Here is a 16,787-nt window from a genome sequence, read left to right as displayed (position 1 = left end):
TGTACATCCATATCAGCCTTTTCGTGAAATAGTATGAGTCTCGAAAGCTACAATATATTTCTTTAGGATGATGCACCTAAACACATCTTGTGAAAATCCTTAGTAATTGGCGAAGTTACTGTTTGAGAAATAACGTACTTGGCTCTCATAAATCATTTAGGATTGCTATATCAACATCTTCTTTTCTATTTCTTCGCTCAAGATATATCTATGACTTCAACTCTTCCCTCTAAACGTCGGAAGTTACCAACCCAAGCCATAGGAGCTAAAATTTTTCACTGGCTTAATATTATTAGCCTATTTATAATGCTCACCAGTGGACTACAAATTTATAATGCCAATCCTGTGTTTGGTGGCAGATCGGGTTTGCACATTCCCCCTTTATTTACCTTGGGTGGTTGGTTGGCAGGAGGTAGGCACTGGCATTTTGCAGCGATGTGGCTATTCTCGCTCAATCTTGTCTGGTATGGTTTGTACATTTTAATTACCCGTCGCTGGCGACATCGGTTTGTGGGTGGCAATGATATCAAGGCATTACAAAAAAGCCAAAATCCGAAACGGCTGATTTATGCTTGGCATCGTATAGCCTATACAAGCATTATTCCAATCTTACTACTGGCATTATTTACAGGGATTGGAATGTATAAGCCAGCCCAATTTCCCTGGATAGTGGATCTGTTTGGCGGTTGGCAGGGGCTGCGAATTGTTCACTTTTCTTCAGTACCGTTATTTATTATCTTTGTTATGGTTCATTGGTGGTTGGGAAGTAAAGCTGGTGGTTCCGAACTTACAGATTCGATGTTTTGGTAATGGTTCTCAATTTACACGCCGTCAATTTTTACAAATTTCTGGATTATCTAGCCTGAGTTTTTTGCTTGGTGGCTGTGGTGCGCCCATACTAGAAGATGTTGTGGGCAAACTTTCTGAACCCGTCAATCAGAAATTTGAAGCTTTAATATTTAAATCGCAAAAGCCTGTGCCTGAGTTCAGCAAGAGTGAAATTCAACCACAGGCTTTAATCGTCAATAGCTTTAGAGGCACTCCTATTATCGATCCAGCAAAGTATCGTTTGATTGTTGACGGTGAAGTGAATCATCCCCTGAGCCTCAATATGGTAGAGATTCAATCGCTACCTTTGACATCAATGATTATTCGTCATGTATGCGTAGAAGGTTGGGCGGCGATCGTGCAATGGGGAGGTATACGTCTGCGGGATATTGTTGCCCTTGCCCAGCCGCAAGAAAATGTTAAGTATGCCTACTTTCAATCAGCCGATGGCTACTATTCGAGCTGGGATATTGCTTCAGCCATGCATCCTCAAACTTTGTTAGCTTATCAAAAAAATGGTGAACCTTTGCCACCTGATAACGGCGCGCCTTTACGTTTGGCTTCTGCGATTAAACTTGGTTACAAGCAGAGTAAATGGGTAACTCGAATTACACTAGTTAGTCATTTACTACCACTTAAAGGTTACTGGGAGGATCAAGGATACGAATGGTTTGCTGGGCTTTAAAGGTATTGGGTATTGGGGATTGGGTACTGGGTACTAGAGATTGGATATTGGGTATTGGGGATCGGGGAAGTTTTTCTCCTCTGCTCCTCAGCCCTTGGTGCTCCCCTGCTTTTTCCTAGTCCCTAGTCCCTTTCAAATTACTAATTTAAAATTATGCCTTCTTTAAATAAACTGTTGCAATGGTTAATTTTGACGTTGTTATTTCCTTTAATCTTTCTCAATATTTGGCTAGCGTTTCGAGTCTTCCGATATTTTCAACCTCTAGTGACAATTCTTGTCTTAGCTTGTTTGCTAGCATTCATTTTAAATTATCCTGTTTCCCTTCTCCAGCAACGAGGAATTAAACGCAATTATGCTATTGCATTAGTTTTTATATCATCTTTGGTGGTTTTAGTTGCCTTGGGCATTACCTTGGTGCCTGTAGCTTTAGAACAGTTTAGTGAAATGACTAAACTATTTCCCCAGTGGATTGATTCTAGTGAGCAAAATCTCCAAATTTTTAGCGATCGCGTGTTTGGCAACAGATTTAATATTAATCTCAGACAGATATTTTCTCAATTGCTCAACCAGTTACCAAATGAAGCAGAACAAATAGGAGATAAGCTTTTTAGTATAGTTATAGATACAATTGATGGTCTTTCCGAAGCATTAATTACAGTAGTATTGACTATTTATCTTTTAATAGATGGTGAAAGAATTTGGGAAGGACTATTTAAAAAACTGCCTTTAGGTTTTGCTCAAAAAATACAGCAATCTCTTCAACAAAATTTCCAAAATTACTTGATCGGGCAAGTGACTCTGGCTTTGTTGATGGGAGTCTCACAAACTATAATGTTTCTAGCTTTGAACGTTCGATTTGGTTTACTTTTTGGTTTGGGAATTGGCATCTTGAGCTTGATTCCCTTTGGTGATGTTGTCAGCCTGGCTATCATCACTTTAATTATCGCTTCCCATAACTTTTGGTTAGCAGTCAAGATTTTAGTGGTAGCAGTAATTATCGATCAGTTAATTGACCAAGCGATCGCACCCCGGCTTTTAGGTAGATTTACAGGACTTAGACCAATTTGGGTGATAGTTTCTTTACTTGTAGGAACTTATCTGGGCGGAGTTTTGGGGTTACTCATTGCCGTATCTGTAGCTGGTTTTATTAAAGATGCAACAGATGGTTTTGTTACTATATCTGCAAATCCCAGCAATCCGATTGAGAGTGAAGAATTACCAGAGATGTTAGCCAATGAGTCTACTTTGCAATGAAAGGGGACAGGGAACAGAAGAGGACAAGGAAAATGGTGATTTAAGTTCTTTGCCCTTGTCCTCATTCCCTTCTGCCTACTGCCTCCTGCCTTCTACTTACCGTTAACATGATTAGTGATACTGTCTAAACCACCCAGAGCAAATATGTTTTTTGAAAACTTATTTACAACTTCATCTGAGGGGGAATCCACTTCACCCATTATTCGCCGCCCCCGCAAAGGCGTGATTGTAGGTGCTGGGCAAGTGGGAATGGCTTGTGCTTACTCGATGCTGATCCAAAATATCTTCGATGAAATGATTATAGTCGATGTGAATCAGTACAAGCTAGAAGGGGAAGTGATGGACTTACTGCACGGACTACCCTTCGTAGAACCAACACAAGTGCGTGCAGGAATTTTGGCAGATGGTGAAGATGCGGATATTGTCATTATTACTGCGGGTGCAAAGCAAAAACCAGGAGAAACCCGTTTGGATTTGGTAAACAGAAATGTAGAAGTTTTTAAGGGCTTAATCCCGGAAGTTGTCAGGTGTTGTCCAAAAGCAATTTTGTTAATTGTTACCAATCCAGTGGACATTATGACCTATGTTTCTCTCAAGCTTTCTGGATTACCTAGTTCTAGCGTGATTGGTTCGGGTACGGTGTTGGATACCGCGCGTTTCCGATATTTGCTGGCACAAAAGTTAGAGTTAGATCCCCGTAGTCTACACGCCTACGTGATCGGCGAACACGGTGACAGTGAAGTTCCTGTTTGGAGTAAGGTGAATATAGCGGGTATGAATCTTCTGGATGCGGAAGCACAAGGCAAAGATATCAATCCGCTTCTACAAGATATTTTTGCCCAGGTGAAAAATGCCGCCTATGAAATTATTCAACGTAAAGGAGCTACATCCTATGCGATCGGCTTGGGTATAGCTCAGATTGTACAAGCTATTTTACGCAATCAAAATCGAGTTTTAACTGTTAGTACCCTGATCCAGAATATTCATGAAATTCAAAATGTTTGCCTGAGCTTACCTTGCGTAGTTAATCGTCAGGGAGTTACCAGAGTTTTAAATCTCTCGCTCAATCAAGCTGAGTTAGAGCGTTTACAACACTCTAGTCAAATTTTACAACAGACAATAGAGAAACTAAATCTCTAAATTTTAGTTTGTTAGATCGTATAGTTATAGGACTCCTATTTTATTTTTGAAAAACTCAGTACCCTTTATGCCTTCTTCCCTGTTCCCTGTCTGTACGAGTAATTCAATTTGATTATTGAATTACTATATGACTAAGTAAAAGAAAAGCGTCGCTATTGTGACTAAGCCTAAGAATTACCTAGCCATAACCAGCGATCATCCTACTATTTGTATATTTATGAAAAGCGATCGCACTTCTTAACAATACAAATTCCAAATTTGTGTTAACCTTTTTATGGAAGATTAAATTCGGTTGTGCTGTTTGTTTTTCACAAGACTTGTATTACAGACCTCTCCGGATCTAAATCTCTACACTCGTTGATTCTGGAGATATCCTATGTCTATTTATGTCGGTAATCTATCTTATGAGGTTAGAGAAGATGACCTCAAGCGTGTTTTTTCAGAATATGGCTCTGTCAAGAACGTTCAAGTACCGATTGATCGGGAAACAGGTCGGATGAGAGGTTTTGCGTTTGTAGAAATGGAAACAGAAGCCGAAGAAGCTGCAGCCATTGATGCTCTAGATAGCGCAGAATGGATGGGTCGTAGCTTGAAAGTGAATAAAGCCAGACCTAAGACAGACGGAGGTTCGTCTGGTGGCAGACGTGGTGGTGGCGGTGGCTACTCTCGACGCTATTAAGCCTTAAGACAAATTATCTTACTCTAAGGTCTTAAAGGCAGACAAGAGAGTCTGCCTTTTTTTTCGCTCAGAGCCACTAATATCTAAAATAAAGTCCATTTAGTAGAAGGAGAGAGAATGACTCAAGTCATCGTAGGTGAGAATGAAGGGATTGAGTCAGCCTTACGTCGATTTAAGCGGCAAGTTTCTAAGGCAGGGATCTTCCCTGATATGAGGAAGAATCGTCACTTTGAGACACCCTTGGAAAAACGCAAGCGCAAAGCAGTAGCCAAGCAAAAACAGCGTAAGAGAGGTTTCCGTAGTTAAAACCTACAGTCTTCGCTCAACTCATGTAATTATTTTTTGAACAGATATAGCACTGTAACTCCAGAAGCCAAATATATTGTCATGAGTAAAAACTAGGCTTCTGGCAAATCTAACAACTATACCATTTAAAAACTAAATATTTGATTTTTGATGAAGTATAATGCGATCGCTTTTTGTGTAGAGAGAGGCGATCGGTTTTTTGTCATTTTCTGCCCTGCAATATCCCCCACTTTCCCAAAAAGTCGAGGATCTGTGTTTGAGCGATCGCTAGTTCAAGATAAACTCTTAAAAAGAGTACACAGCTGCAAATTGCTTTGCTGTGGCATAGAAAAAAATGAAATTTTTGGGCATAGATTTAGGCTGGAAATCGCAACCAAGTGGGCTGTGTTGCTTGGAGTGGAAAAAAAATCAACTACAAATACTTGAAATTGATCGCAAAGAACAAATAGCAGACATTCTGACTTGGATTGATCATTGGGTACAGCCAGAAGAAAGTGGCATTATTGCTGTAGACGCACCTACTATCATCCCTAACGCAACCGGCAGTCGCCTACCCGACAAACTCACTCATAAGTATTTTGGGAAATATCATGCAGGATGCTACCCAGCCAATCTCAACTTACCTTTTGCAGAACGCACGGTTAAATTTGGCTTAGAACTAGAATCTAAGGGTTTTGATCACGCACCTACCATCGAACCACAAAAATTTGGCAGATATCAAATTGAAGTTTTTCCCCACCCAGCAATAGTGCATCTATTTGGCTTAGAACGAATTCTTAAATACAAAAAAGGACGCCTCGCCGAGCGCCGTTTAGAACTTATAAAACTCCAAGATTACATTACAAAAACTCTACCCTTGCTAGAACCAAGCCTATGCTTTTGTAAAAACCAAGAATTTATTCTTTTATCTTCTACTGGTGCGGCACTCAAAGCTGCTGAAGATAAACTCGATAGCCTAATTTGCGCTTATGTCGCTGCCTACTGGTGGTACTGGGGTGAAAAACGTAACCTGGTGCTAGGCGATCGCACCACAGGCTACATTGTCATCCCGCAGAGAAGAGGAGTGGGGGAGGGGGAGAGTGGGATAAAGACGCAAAGAAGGTGAGACGTGGTGACGCGGGGACACGGAGAAAGAGGATGGGGGGACAAAGGGAATTGTGAATCACGTTTTTGCTCCTCTGCTCCTCTTCCTAGTCCCTAATCCCTAGCCCCCTAGTCCCTTTACTGTGCCCAAACAATCAACCTTGGCTCATAAGAACTCGAAAGGTATTTATGTTTAGGTAATACACGCAAAGATAGGCCTTGCAAACCAGAGGTAGTGTACAAGACATTAGCAGTGTAAATACTTAAGCCTTGTGTATCTTCTCCTTGATATTCCATAATTACAGGTATGCCATTGACAATCTCACCATTGGCATCGATCGCACCTTGGTATAGTTCTACCTGTACGTCATCGTTTGTGAGAGTTGCTAAGTCAAGCTTGGCTTTAACAACAACAGTTTGATTAACTTTAATGTCTGTACCTGAGGATACATCAACATCTTTAATTTTGATATCGTACCAGTGTTCATAAAGTTTCGCTTTCCAATCTGCCAATTCTTTAGCGGGAGTGTAATCATCTTCAGTCAGGGTGAAGTAGCGATCGCTTGCCGGGAAATATGCTCGTTGTGCGTATTCTCCCACCATCCGCGCCGTATTGAAGTACGGACAATTCAAGCGGATTGCATCTTTCATTTTGTCAATCCAGTGTCTGGGCAAGCCATCAGCATCGCGATCGTAGAACAACGGTACAACTTCTTTTTCTAATAAGTCATACAAAGCATTTGCTTCTACTTGATCCTGATAATTGGGATCATCGTAAATCTCGCCATGTCCGATCGCCCAGCCAGTACGGACGTAATCTGCTTCATCCCACCAGCCATCTAACACGCTTAAATTCGGCAATCCATTCATTGCTGCCTTCATGCCACTTGTACCGGAAGCTTCGCGAGGACGACGCGGTGTATTTAACCATACATCACAACCCGCAACCATCAACCGGGAGATATATATGTCGTAATTGGGAACAAATACAACTTGTTTTTCTAAGCCTTGTTCGCGAATAAAATGATTAATGTCGCGGATCAGCTCCTTGCCAGGAATATCTCTGGGGTGAGCTTTTCCGGCAATGACGAATTGCACTTTACGGTGTTTGTTACTCAACAACAGCCGCTTGATACGTTCAATATCTCGCATCCACAGGGTAGCGCGTTTGTAAGTAGCAAAACGGCGGGCAAAACCAATAGTGAGAACATAAGGATCGAGAACTTCTTGCGCTTGATCAATTTCGCTAGGAGAAGCGCTGCGATCGTACAAATGTTTCACTAGACGCTCCCGCACATACAAAATCATATCCAAGCGACAGCGTTCGTGATTTCGCCATAACTCCTCATCAGGAATAGCATCCATACGATCCCACAATGGGTGATCGGTTGATGCAGATGACCAATTGGGGCCTAAATAGCGATCGTATAATTCCTGAGTCAATTTAGCAACGCAACTGCGGGCATGAACACCGTTAGTAATAGCATTAATTGGTACTTCTTCTACTGGTAAGCCTTTCCACAAATCTTTAAACATCTGCCGCGATACTGTACCATGCAGCTGTGCCACACCATTAGAGAATGTAGCCATTTTCAGTGCCAACACTGCCATACTAAAAGGCGCAGATAAATCCCCAGTATTCTCCCGCCCCAGAGCTAAGAATTGGTCTTTGTTTAAACCAAATACATCTGCGTAATGCCCCAAGTAGTGCAAAACTTTGTCTGGAGGAAACAAGTCAATACCAGCTGGTACTGGTGTATGGGTGGTAAAAATATTTGTAGATGCTACAACCTGTTTCGCTGCATCATAACTCGCCCCTTCTTCCTGAATTAGGATGCGGATGCGTTCTAGGGCAGAAAACGCTGCGTGTCCTTCATTCATGTGGTAGGCAGTAACGTTATATCCCAGTGCTTTCAACATCCGCACACCGCCGATACCCAACATCATTTCCTGGTGGATGCGCATATCAATATCTCCACCGTACAATTGATCTGTAATGTCGTGATCGTAGGGATTGTTGGGTTCAATGTTGGTATCGAGCATATATAGCGGTACCCTGCCTACCTGCACGCGCCAAACTCTGGCATACACAGTGCGCCCTGGATAATCTACCGCAATCCGCAGTTCTGAACCATCAGGATTGCGTTCCAGCTGTATAGGCATATTGTAAAAGTCGTTGATTGGGTAGCGTTCCTGCTGCCAGCCATCAGCATTGAGATACTGAGCAAAGTAACCTTGTTGGTACAGCAAGCCCACTCCCACCAAAGGCAGCCCCAAGTCGCTAGCCGATTTCAGGTGATCTCCAGCTAGTACCCCTAAGCCTCCAGAATAGATGGGCAGACAATCTACAAGCCCAAATTCAGCAGAAAAATAGGCATAACATTCTGAGGATCGAGGATCGGGGATGGAGGATTTGGGATCGAAAGAAGACAAGGAAGAATTTATCCCTTGTCCTCCTTGCCCCTTATCCCTAGCCCCCGATCCCTTTTCTCTCGTTTTCTGATACCAAGTGCGCTCTTTAAGATAGTCTTCTAGCTGCAAGGCGGCACGATCCATTTGTGCCAGAAAACCTTCATCCTCTACTACTTCCGTTAACCTTATTTGGCTAATAGTTCCCAGCATTAGAACTGGATTGTGATGGCTAGATTCCCACAAATCGGGATCTAGACGGCGAAATAAGTCTTTAGTCTCAACGTTCCAATCCCAATGCAGGTTGTATGCAAGCTTCCGCAGAGGTTCTAGTCGCGGAGGCAAAGCAGGAGAGACGTTGAATGTGCGAATTGGCTGCATATGCAAGCAGAACTCCAAGTCTAGCTATCGCTATTGTTGTCTGTCTTTTGTTAATGTTGCCAATTTTTTATACTGTGTTTGCAAACTAACGTTGACATTGTTAAGTTTTGCAAACAATTCTCATCCTTGTCAAAACAGTCAACAACAAGTAAACAGCTATGATAGCAAGTAATTGTATGATTTATCGTAACAGCAGTTATATAGTGGTTACTGAGGTTAATAATTCAGTCTTTAACACCCCAAAAACTCTCAAATCAGCATTAACAATCCTTTTTATTGCCAAAAGCCAAGATAATTATAGCTAATTTACTCAGAATGACTTTGAGTCAAAAACCCGAACAGCAAATAATGAATCTACTAGCGATCACACCTCACTACTTCCAGAAGTATCAATGAGCATATAGTGATTAGACATTAGGCTTGCAAAAAATAATCTTTATAAAAAATAAGGAAATTTCCCTGTCAGTTTTACATCTAATCAGGTTTAAACCATCCTTACGACAGTTACAATTCAGCTAGCTCTTTTGAATTTATACTCAAGATAGATGTCAATATATATTCAAACTAGTAAGAAATATTAATAGAGATTCTAAAGATAGATTCTAAATATGCCAGGATAAATATCTAAGTATTTAAATTGACACACAATTATCAATTAAGTTAATTAACTTAAATTTAGAATTGATCAATTTAAATCCTAGCTTCATCTTAACTTAATAAAATAGCCAAATATATTTAAGTTAATTTTAAGTTAATTTTTTATTTCGTAGCAATGAAATGATTTATGCTATAGGTAATCATAATTTTGTTCAAAAATAATCTGTAGACAAAGAAAAGTAATTTGGTTGGTCTGTAGTAATCTACGTACATCATGATAAGAGCAGCAATTTATACAAACTGGCTGCAGGAAAGCCGTCACATAAATCGGGGAAGCGCTTACCTATTTACGGTTAAGTTGAATGTGATGGCCGAGGTAGGAGATACTCCGCCCTAAGTTTAGTTGTACGTAAGCAGGAGTATTAAAAATTCAACAGCTACATTGTTGGGTCAAATGACAAGGAACCTCATGTTGGTAATAAATATTTCCAAAGATGTAGTGAGATTGAATTTCAACTTTTCTAAGTGAATGTCGAGAAGATTGAAACTGTCTAGCAGCAAATGGTATTGCAGATTCAGTATTCATTACTGAATGTACTAGCAGGTGAATATAAATATTTTCTTTTTGCTTGAGAAATCACAAAACAAAAGTCGATTTTAATCATTTGTTTTTGTGTTTTACTACTTTGATGGTAGCAGCCTCTAGGTACTGAACTGGGCTAAAAATTATCTCTAATGCAAGGGAAGCTCTGCTATTTACGTTCCTAACTTTCACATTCTCTTACAAAGCTCTGTTAGTAGCAAAACCTTTATTATCAAGTTTCTGGAGTAGAAATTGGTAATTCTACAAGTAGATATTGATTTTACTATTACCAGTTTTACCTATTAAATTTTCTGCGCTAATAGACTTGATATTAACTGCAAGTAAATAGAATCCAACTTTGTATATATATGTTGGATATTTATCAAAAACTCATCGAATTTCAAAATTACACTAAAAGTGACAAAGAAAAATTAGATTGTAATTTTGTTTATTCCTCAGAAAATAAAAGTTTTATCTTTGATAAATATCTACATACAATTGCAAGATTGATAGTGGTGTTCAGATTAACAACACGAATTGACCAGTTAGCCAAAAAGTGGAGAGTAAATTAGATGGATAAGCAACAAATTTTTGAGAAATGGCAGCGTTTTAAGGAAGTTTTATTAATTAGCTTTTTAGGAGCACTTCCAACTATTGTTTTCGGGCCAAAACTGCGAAACTTACTATACCGTTTTATTTTTGCCCGAATTGGTAGTTCAGTTTATATCCAAAATGGAGTTGAATTTCTTGGTGCTGATTGTATTGAGATTGGCAATAGTGTGCATATTTTCAAAGGTGTTCGTATAGATGCAAGAGGAAATAATAATAAACTTTCCTTAGAAAAAGGAGTTGCTATTGAGAGAAATGTTGATATTGGTTGTTTAGACAATACATCAATACAAATTGCTCAAGATACTTTTATCGGTCCAGGTGTTTCTATTACAGGCCCAGGAAATATTAAAATTGGAAAACGGTGTTTAATTGCAGCCCATTCAGGGATATTTGCCAATAATCATACTTTTGCAGATCCATTATGTTACATAGCAGATCAAGGTATAACTCGCCAGGGAATTGTTATTGAAGATGATTGTTGGCTGGGGCATGGAGTTACAGTTCTAGATGGAGTCACTATCGGTAAAGGCAGTGTAATTGGGGCAGGAGCTGTTGTTACTAAAGATATCCCTTCCTTCTCTATTGCTGTAGGGGTACCTGCAAAAGTAGTTAGAAAAAGAGTTAGTAAACAACAAATCAACCCTAGAGAATCAGAGATGAAATTGACTAAATCTTAGAACAGCAAATATATCCTGCTTTTTATTAACTAAGGCAGCCAAAGCCTTACCAAAAATAGATGCAGGAAGATAATTATACACAGGGAAATTTATAATTCTGTTGTGTATTTGATTACATTTTTCCCAATTTACAAAAGTCTAGAAGCATCTTTTTACCAAAATAGTTACCAGGTTTAACCTGGTAACTAATAATCTTTTTGTATTCAATTTTACTCATGAATAACAAAAATGTATCTAGCGAAATTTCACTAGAGATAGTACTTTTAGTCACTAAAAAGTAAGTATTATTACAGTTGTAAAATTAGCTGTTTGAGACCAATAATTTATTGTCAAAAATATACCTTTATTTTAAAGCTGGAAACATCTACTCAGGACAAACGTCAGAATAGGCACCAGTTTATAGGTGACGAATCAAGTTTAGTCAGTCAATGACAAGAAGCTCTTACAACAGAGCATGACAATCTCTTTTCCTGTAAAAGTGCAACCTGTTCCTATAATCAAATGAGATAACCTGGGTGAGTGGTAAGTACCCAACTCAGCTAGCTGTGGAGTTTATCTCCTCACTTATGCCAGTCTTGTCTAAAAAGAGAATGAGATTTGGGTAAGATAAAGTAGCTATCTCTATGTGCATGGCAGACTCAAAAATTTTTCATAGCCAAAGGAGCTATCTTTCATGCTGACTTTAAAAATCGTCGTTTATATTGTTGTTGCCTTCTTCTTAACTCTGTTTGTTTTTGGCTTTTTGTCAAACGATCCAGCTCGCAACCCCGGTCGTCGGGACTTAGAGTAATATCGAGACAAGTTATCCAAAATTGCCTAAAGGTAGAACAGAAATAGACGCCTTTGGGGCGGCTTGCTTAAAGTTTAGAAGGCACAAAGTCGGAAGGCAAAATTTTTAATTAGTCCTTCCGGCTCTTAATTTGGCTATTTGTTTGCTTGACTATGCTGAAATATGCTTCATCCATTTCTGCCGCCCGTTCCGCCTCTGGTTCTCAAATCTCCACAATCTACGAATCTACTAGCGATCGCCCTTAGTGATCGCCAGTTGAAATTAACTACCGATGCTGATAGCAAAGCACCAGTAAACAAAGATAATTCTCAGGGGCAACAACAATCACCACAAAAGGAAACTTCTAGCAATACGGGCAATGCTCCACACCAATACACTTCTTCGCAGTTAGGTGAGGATGAACTATTAGCTGCCAAGACATTACCTGCACCGACTCAGCAGGAAATCCTGCCGTTTACATTTTCAGATCCCACTATTGCTAAAAATGCGGCGGCATTAGGTGAGCCTTTGTCTATTAGCGATCGCTCACTCCAATTTGCCCAATCAAACGACAATAGAGTGATTTTAGGTGAGCCGTTGTCTATTGGTTATCCGGTGCAGCGCATAGAAATCTCTCAGCCAAATCAAAGAGAATGGGGAAAAGGGAACGGAGAGAACTCTGTAGACGCGAAGCGGCTTCCCATAAAGGTGCGGAGGAAACCTCCGCTCAGAAGTTCGGAGGAACAGGGGGTTTGTGAGAGGCAATGTTACCCCAACCCAAACTTGCAACTTATAGAAGATGGGATTTTAACTCCCCATCGGCAAATAAATCAATTATCTCCAACAGAGTTACAACAATCGGCTGAAAATTTAACCCCAACTCAACCAAAGGATACAGCTACTGCAAATTCTCAAAACTCAGAAACTTTTCAACTGGCACAACAACCCATCAAAATCCAATTCAACAGCCACAGTAAAACAAGCCAATCACCAAAGCCCTCGACTATAGTCTTTAAGTCTCGCAGCATTACAAGTCAATTACCAACGCCTGATCCTAATATTCCACAACAGCCTCCGCAGCCTGCACCTACAACACCAAACACTACACCAGCACAACCAACTCAACCACCTACAGCACCTCCACAAGATAGAAGAGTAGTTGAAGTAATAGCAGATAGGCAGGAGTACGACGAACAACGACGGGTAGTGACAGCAGAAGGTAATGTGGTTGTGCGTTTTGATGGAGCAGTGGTGGATGCCGATCGCCTGCAAGTAAATTTAGATAATTTGATCGCCGTTGGTGAAGGAAATGTGGCACTGACAAGGGGCGATCAACTATTGCGGGGAGAGCGTTTTACTTACAACTTTATTCAAGATAGTGGAGAACTGACAGCAGGTAGTGGTGAAATTTTTATACCCACAGTTGGACAGGATTTTACTTTCTTGCCTACTGATATTACACCGAGTGGAGTACCAGCTCGTCCAATTAGCGATCGCATCAGACAAAATCAACCGTTGACGGCGGGAAGCCCAGGAGGAATTGATATTGGTGTCGGAACCGGATCTCGTGCTAGAAATTTAGCAGGGCAGCAACAGGGAGGGCAAGTTAGGCGATTGCGCTTTGAAGCTGCACACGTTGATTTTTATCCACAAGGCTGGCAAGCTAGAGATGTTCAAATTACCAATGATCCTTTTTCCCCTCCAGAATTAGTTCTAAGGGCAAATAAAGTCACCTTGACGCGAGAAACTCCCCTACGCGATCGCATTAAAACAGAGGGACAGCGTTTAGTATTCGATCAAGGGTTGAGTGTACCCATACCTAGAGATGAGCAAGTGCTTGATCGCAGGGAACGTGAAGTTACCCCAGGATTAGCTTCTATTGGCTATGATGGCCAAGATAGAGGTGGTTTATTTGTGGAGCGCAGTTTCCAACCCATCAGTACAGAAACTGTTAGCTGGAGCTTCACACCTCAATTTCTAGCTCAAAAGGTTGTAGAAGAAGGTTTTAGTAATATTCCAGGGCTGTTTGGTGCAAGAACAAGCCTCAATGCTACTTTAAGTCCACGGACAACAGTTGAGGGTAGCGGGCGATTAAATAGTTTTGACTTAAGTCAACTAGAAGACAATCTGCGAGCAAGTTTACGATTGCGTCAATTATTGGGTGATATTACAAACCCCCACACTTTGGCATTAGAGTACAGTTACCGCGATCGCCTCTACAACGGTACCCTTGGTTTTCAAACTGTTCAGAGTAGTCTTGGTGGCGTGATCACCTCTCCTGTCATTCCTTTAGGTAATGGTATTAACCTTAGCTATCAAGGAGGTGCTCAGTATATTAATGCCAGAACCGATCGCCAAGACTTACTAGAAACAATTCGAGACAATGATCGCATCTCACTCGGACGTGCTCAAGCCAGCGTTGCCTTAAATGGAGGAATTTTACTCTGGCAAGGCAAACCATTAGCAGCTACTGCCACAGAAGGTTTACGATACACACCAAACCCAGTTGTTCCTTACCTGCGAGCATTTGCTGGAGTAACTGGCACTACCAGTTATTACACTAGCGGCGATAATCAAAACTCTTTGTTTGGCACTATCGGTTTAGAGGGGCAATTAGGAAATTTTTCACGTTCCTTTTTTGACTATACCGCTTTTAATGTCAGTTATTCCCAGGGACTTAACAGTGGTGAATCTCCGTTTTTGTTCGACCGCGTTGTGGATACTAAAATCTTGAATGTTGGAATTACACAGCAAATCTACGGGCCATTTCGCCTTGGTTTTCAAACATCCGTTAACATAGATACGGGAGAAAGCCGTAGCACCGACTACATTTTGGAATATAGCCGTCGCACTTATGGCATCACCTTGCGTTACAATCCAGTTTTAGAATTAGGTGGTATTAGCTTCCGGATTAGTGATTTTAATTGGACTGGTGGCACAAATCCATTTACTGGAGTTAAGCCGGTGGTTGGTGGTGTAGAGCAGCGAGATTAATTTTTAATTCGGAAAAATCCTTGCAAAAAGTAAAAAATGTTGATAAACAATCTTTCTATCCACAGCATAGCCTGATCCAACCATTCCAGAATCAGTTCTAGCGGATGCTTTTCATAGCCAATTAATTTGGCTTTGATTTCAATCCAATCAGGCTTTGCTTCGATTTGAGTAGTTGGAGTACCATCTTTTACTAGCCCAAAAGTAGTGGATGCTGTTTGGGTTGCAGTGACAACTTCTGTAGATGTTTTTCGAGTGGTAGTGAATTTAAAGACTGATTTTTGAAGTTGTACTAATTTTTGAGAAGCTTTTGATTTTTGTCGTGGTAGTGCGATCGCTTTAAAACGATAAATCAGCTTTTTAAACGGGTAATTTAGTTTCTGGCTAGGGAGGAGAGCAGCATTATTGTTTGGGGAAGATTCAACTAACTGATTGTTTATAGGTTTGCTAGTCTCTTGAATTTCACCAAATAAATCGCTCTCGTTTAGCCAAGGATCTATTAAGTAAGTATTGGGTATCTGAGAACCTGGAGGCAAAGTTTGGGGATGAAAACTTTGTGGGAGTCTTGTTAATTTTTGTGGTTTCATCCCAGGAGTAATTGGCAGAACAGCCGAAGCTTGATTTCTCAACGTGTTCGGCTCTAGTTTTTTGCTCTTGCGTTCTCCAAAAAAGAAATTTAGTGCTGCCCAAATCAAAGCTTGAATTTTGGGTGTTTGATTGTTTAAATCATCGGCAGCAACTGTTGTTTGACTGCTAGCAGGGAACTGCTCTTGACCGTAAATAAATATATATAATTGAGTGTGGATAACTTGGAGCAGTTCTGAACTAGCGCGAGAAATCGGTATTAAAGCATTTGATTCCAATTTGGCAACGGTAGCGTCTAATAATGTTAGCGATCGCTCCAGATGAAAAATATATGAGTAATCGATATTATTTTCTGTAAAACTAGAAGGTAGCAAAGGAAGAGTTTTGTCAGTTTTACTAGAACTTAACTTATTTAATAAATAATTAATTTCACTTAAAATATTTGTTTCTTTTTTTGCTGTTATGAAGCGCCACCGACGCCAATAATTAGCAATCTCTGTCATGATTCGCTCTTCCAAGAATTCCTGCTGCTTGGGCGTCAAAATATCCAAAATTTCATTGTGACGAGTAACAAGTACCAACTGGTGATTCGATAACTGTGAAGCTATCCCCTGAATTTGGCAAAGAGTAGGAGAGTGGAGGAGTGAAGGAGTGGAGGAGTGGGGGATAATTCTTCCCCATCTCCCCGCGTCGCCACCTCCCCGTATCGCCACCTCCTCGCGTCGCCACCTCCTTACTTCCTTTGCGTGCAGATACTCTATTACCCGCAGCACTTGCAAAATAGGGGTATCAGCTACTAGGGGAGTTTCGGGTTGGGAATCGGTATCATGTGCTTCTAGTTGTGGCTTGCTTTGTTCTTGTCTCCCATCGAGTTGTTTACCAGCTGATTCAACAGCTTTTTGAATTAGCTGGAAGAAGGGGTACATCAGTGCCTCTAGGGACAAAGTGGCAGCAACTTGCAGATTGCGGAAAGTACGTCCCAATCCTTCGCCCCAGCGCCGCGATTGTTGGTGGACAAAGTTAAAAAGTCTGCTTTGATAACGTCCAGAGGAAGCAGGAGGCATGGTAGTGAATTTTTGTTGAGATGTTTGTGAATTATTTGATTCCCACCAAACAATGTGATTGTGTTTGTTAGTAGTTAGTAGTTAGTGGTTAAGTTTTACCAATAACCAATGACTAATGACTATCCACTAACAATTATCACGAAA

At 40.6% G+C, this 16,787-nt stretch carries 12 protein-coding genes; 10 read left to right on the top strand and 2 right to left on the bottom strand.

From position 1 onward, the window contains the following. The first annotated feature begins 210 nt into the window (after positions 1–210). From QUB80_RS14445 to QUB80_RS14415, 7 genes are all read left to right on the top strand, one after another. Complete coding sequence (locus tag QUB80_RS14445) at positions 211–810, top strand: cytochrome b/b6 domain-containing protein (protein WP_289790192.1); 600 nt, start codon at positions 211–213, stop codon at positions 808–810. After that, positions 776–1,513: a molybdopterin-dependent oxidoreductase gene (locus QUB80_RS14440; RefSeq protein WP_289790191.1), complete on the top strand. Its 738-nt coding sequence runs from the start codon at positions 776–778 to the stop codon at positions 1,511–1,513. Before QUB80_RS14445 ends, QUB80_RS14440 begins: the two co-directional genes overlap by 35 nt. 153 nt (positions 1,514–1,666) lie before the next feature. Beyond that, positions 1,667–2,767, top strand: coding sequence for an AI-2E family transporter (locus tag QUB80_RS14435; protein ID WP_289790190.1), 1,101 nt, complete (start codon positions 1,667–1,669; stop codon positions 2,765–2,767). A gap of 144 nt (positions 2,768–2,911) precedes the next feature. Then, the gene (locus QUB80_RS14430) at positions 2,912–3,907 is read left to right on the top strand and encodes an L-lactate dehydrogenase (protein WP_289790189.1); all 996 of its coding nucleotides are present in this window, start codon (positions 2,912–2,914) and stop codon (positions 3,905–3,907) included. Positions 3,908–4,283: 376 nt separating this feature from the next. Beyond that, complete coding sequence (rbp, locus tag QUB80_RS14425; protein ID WP_289790188.1) at positions 4,284–4,586, top strand: RNA-binding regulator; 303 nt, start codon at positions 4,284–4,286, stop codon at positions 4,584–4,586. Positions 4,587–4,703: 117 nt separating this feature from the next. Then, positions 4,704–4,892 carry a 30S ribosomal protein S21 gene (rpsU, locus tag QUB80_RS14420; protein WP_289790187.1) on the top strand — a complete coding sequence of 63 codons (189 nt, stop codon included), beginning with the start codon at positions 4,704–4,706 and terminating at the stop codon, positions 4,890–4,892. Positions 4,893–5,226: 334 nt separating this feature from the next. Continuing rightward, entirely contained in the window at positions 5,227–5,997 is a 771-nt protein-coding gene (locus tag QUB80_RS14415; RefSeq protein WP_289790186.1) for a DUF429 domain-containing protein, read from the top strand. 116 nt (positions 5,998–6,113) lie between these two features. Here QUB80_RS14415 and glgP read toward each other — a convergent pair whose 3' ends face one another. Beyond that, the gene (gene glgP, locus QUB80_RS14410; RefSeq protein ID WP_289790185.1) at positions 6,114–8,765 is read right to left on the bottom strand and encodes an alpha-glucan family phosphorylase; all 2,652 of its coding nucleotides are present in this window, start codon (positions 8,763–8,765) and stop codon (positions 6,114–6,116) included. 1,752 nt (positions 8,766–10,517) lie between these two features. Here glgP and QUB80_RS14405 point away from each other — a divergent pair. From QUB80_RS14405 to QUB80_RS14395, 3 genes are all read left to right on the top strand, one after another. After that, positions 10,518–11,234: an acyltransferase gene (locus tag QUB80_RS14405; RefSeq protein ID WP_289790184.1), complete on the top strand. Its 717-nt coding sequence runs from the start codon at positions 10,518–10,520 to the stop codon at positions 11,232–11,234. Positions 11,235–11,907: 673 nt separating this feature from the next. Next, complete coding sequence (locus tag QUB80_RS14400; RefSeq protein WP_289790183.1) at positions 11,908–12,024, top strand: photosystem II reaction center protein I; 117 nt, start codon at positions 11,908–11,910, stop codon at positions 12,022–12,024. A gap of 162 nt (positions 12,025–12,186) precedes the next feature. Continuing rightward, complete coding sequence (locus tag QUB80_RS14395) at positions 12,187–14,997, top strand: DUF3769 domain-containing protein (RefSeq protein ID WP_289790182.1); 2,811 nt, start codon at positions 12,187–12,189, stop codon at positions 14,995–14,997. Here the strand turns inward: QUB80_RS14395 and QUB80_RS14390 are convergent. After that, positions 14,994–16,643, bottom strand: coding sequence for a hypothetical protein (locus QUB80_RS14390; RefSeq protein ID WP_289790181.1), 1,650 nt, complete (start codon positions 16,641–16,643; stop codon positions 14,994–14,996). The two genes, QUB80_RS14395 and QUB80_RS14390, sit on opposite strands and share 4 nt — an antisense overlap. Positions 16,644–16,787: the final 144 nt, after the last annotated feature.

The sequence above is a fragment of the Chlorogloeopsis sp. ULAP01 genome (genome assembly GCF_030381805.1).
Taxonomy (GTDB): Bacteria; Cyanobacteriota; Cyanobacteriia; order Cyanobacteriales; family Nostocaceae; genus Chlorogloeopsis.
Note: the sequence above shows the minus strand (reverse complement) of the source record. Positions and strands in the feature narration are given on the sequence as shown.

What these genes read in the sequence shown, in the direction of transcription:
- QUB80_RS14445 (WP_289790192.1), top strand. Translation starts at nt 211, where the DNA reads ATGACTTCAACTCTTCCCTCTAAACGTCGGAAGTTACCAACCCAAGCC.
- QUB80_RS14435 (WP_289790190.1), top strand. Translation starts at nt 1,667, where the DNA reads ATGCCTTCTTTAAATAAACTGTTGCAATGGTTAATTTTGACGTTGTTA.
- QUB80_RS14430 (WP_289790189.1), top strand. Translation starts at nt 2,912, where the DNA reads ATGTTTTTTGAAAACTTATTTACAACTTCATCTGAGGGGGAATCCACT.
- rbp (WP_289790188.1), top strand. Translation starts at nt 4,284, where the DNA reads ATGTCTATTTATGTCGGTAATCTATCTTATGAGGTTAGAGAAGATGAC.
- rpsU (WP_289790187.1), top strand. Translation starts at nt 4,704, where the DNA reads ATGACTCAAGTCATCGTAGGTGAGAATGAAGGGATTGAGTCAGCCTTA.
- QUB80_RS14415 (WP_289790186.1), top strand. Translation starts at nt 5,227, where the DNA reads ATGAAATTTTTGGGCATAGATTTAGGCTGGAAATCGCAACCAAGTGGG.
- glgP (WP_289790185.1), bottom strand. Translation starts at nt 8,765, where the DNA reads ATGCAGCCAATTCGCACATTCAACGTCTCTCCTGCTTTGCCTCCGCGA.
- QUB80_RS14405 (WP_289790184.1), top strand. Translation starts at nt 10,518, where the DNA reads ATGGATAAGCAACAAATTTTTGAGAAATGGCAGCGTTTTAAGGAAGTT.
- QUB80_RS14400 (WP_289790183.1), top strand. Translation starts at nt 11,908, where the DNA reads ATGCTGACTTTAAAAATCGTCGTTTATATTGTTGTTGCCTTCTTCTTA.
- QUB80_RS14395 (WP_289790182.1), top strand. Translation starts at nt 12,187, where the DNA reads ATGCTTCATCCATTTCTGCCGCCCGTTCCGCCTCTGGTTCTCAAATCT.
- QUB80_RS14390 (WP_289790181.1), bottom strand. Translation starts at nt 16,643, where the DNA reads ATGCCTCCTGCTTCCTCTGGACGTTATCAAAGCAGACTTTTTAACTTT.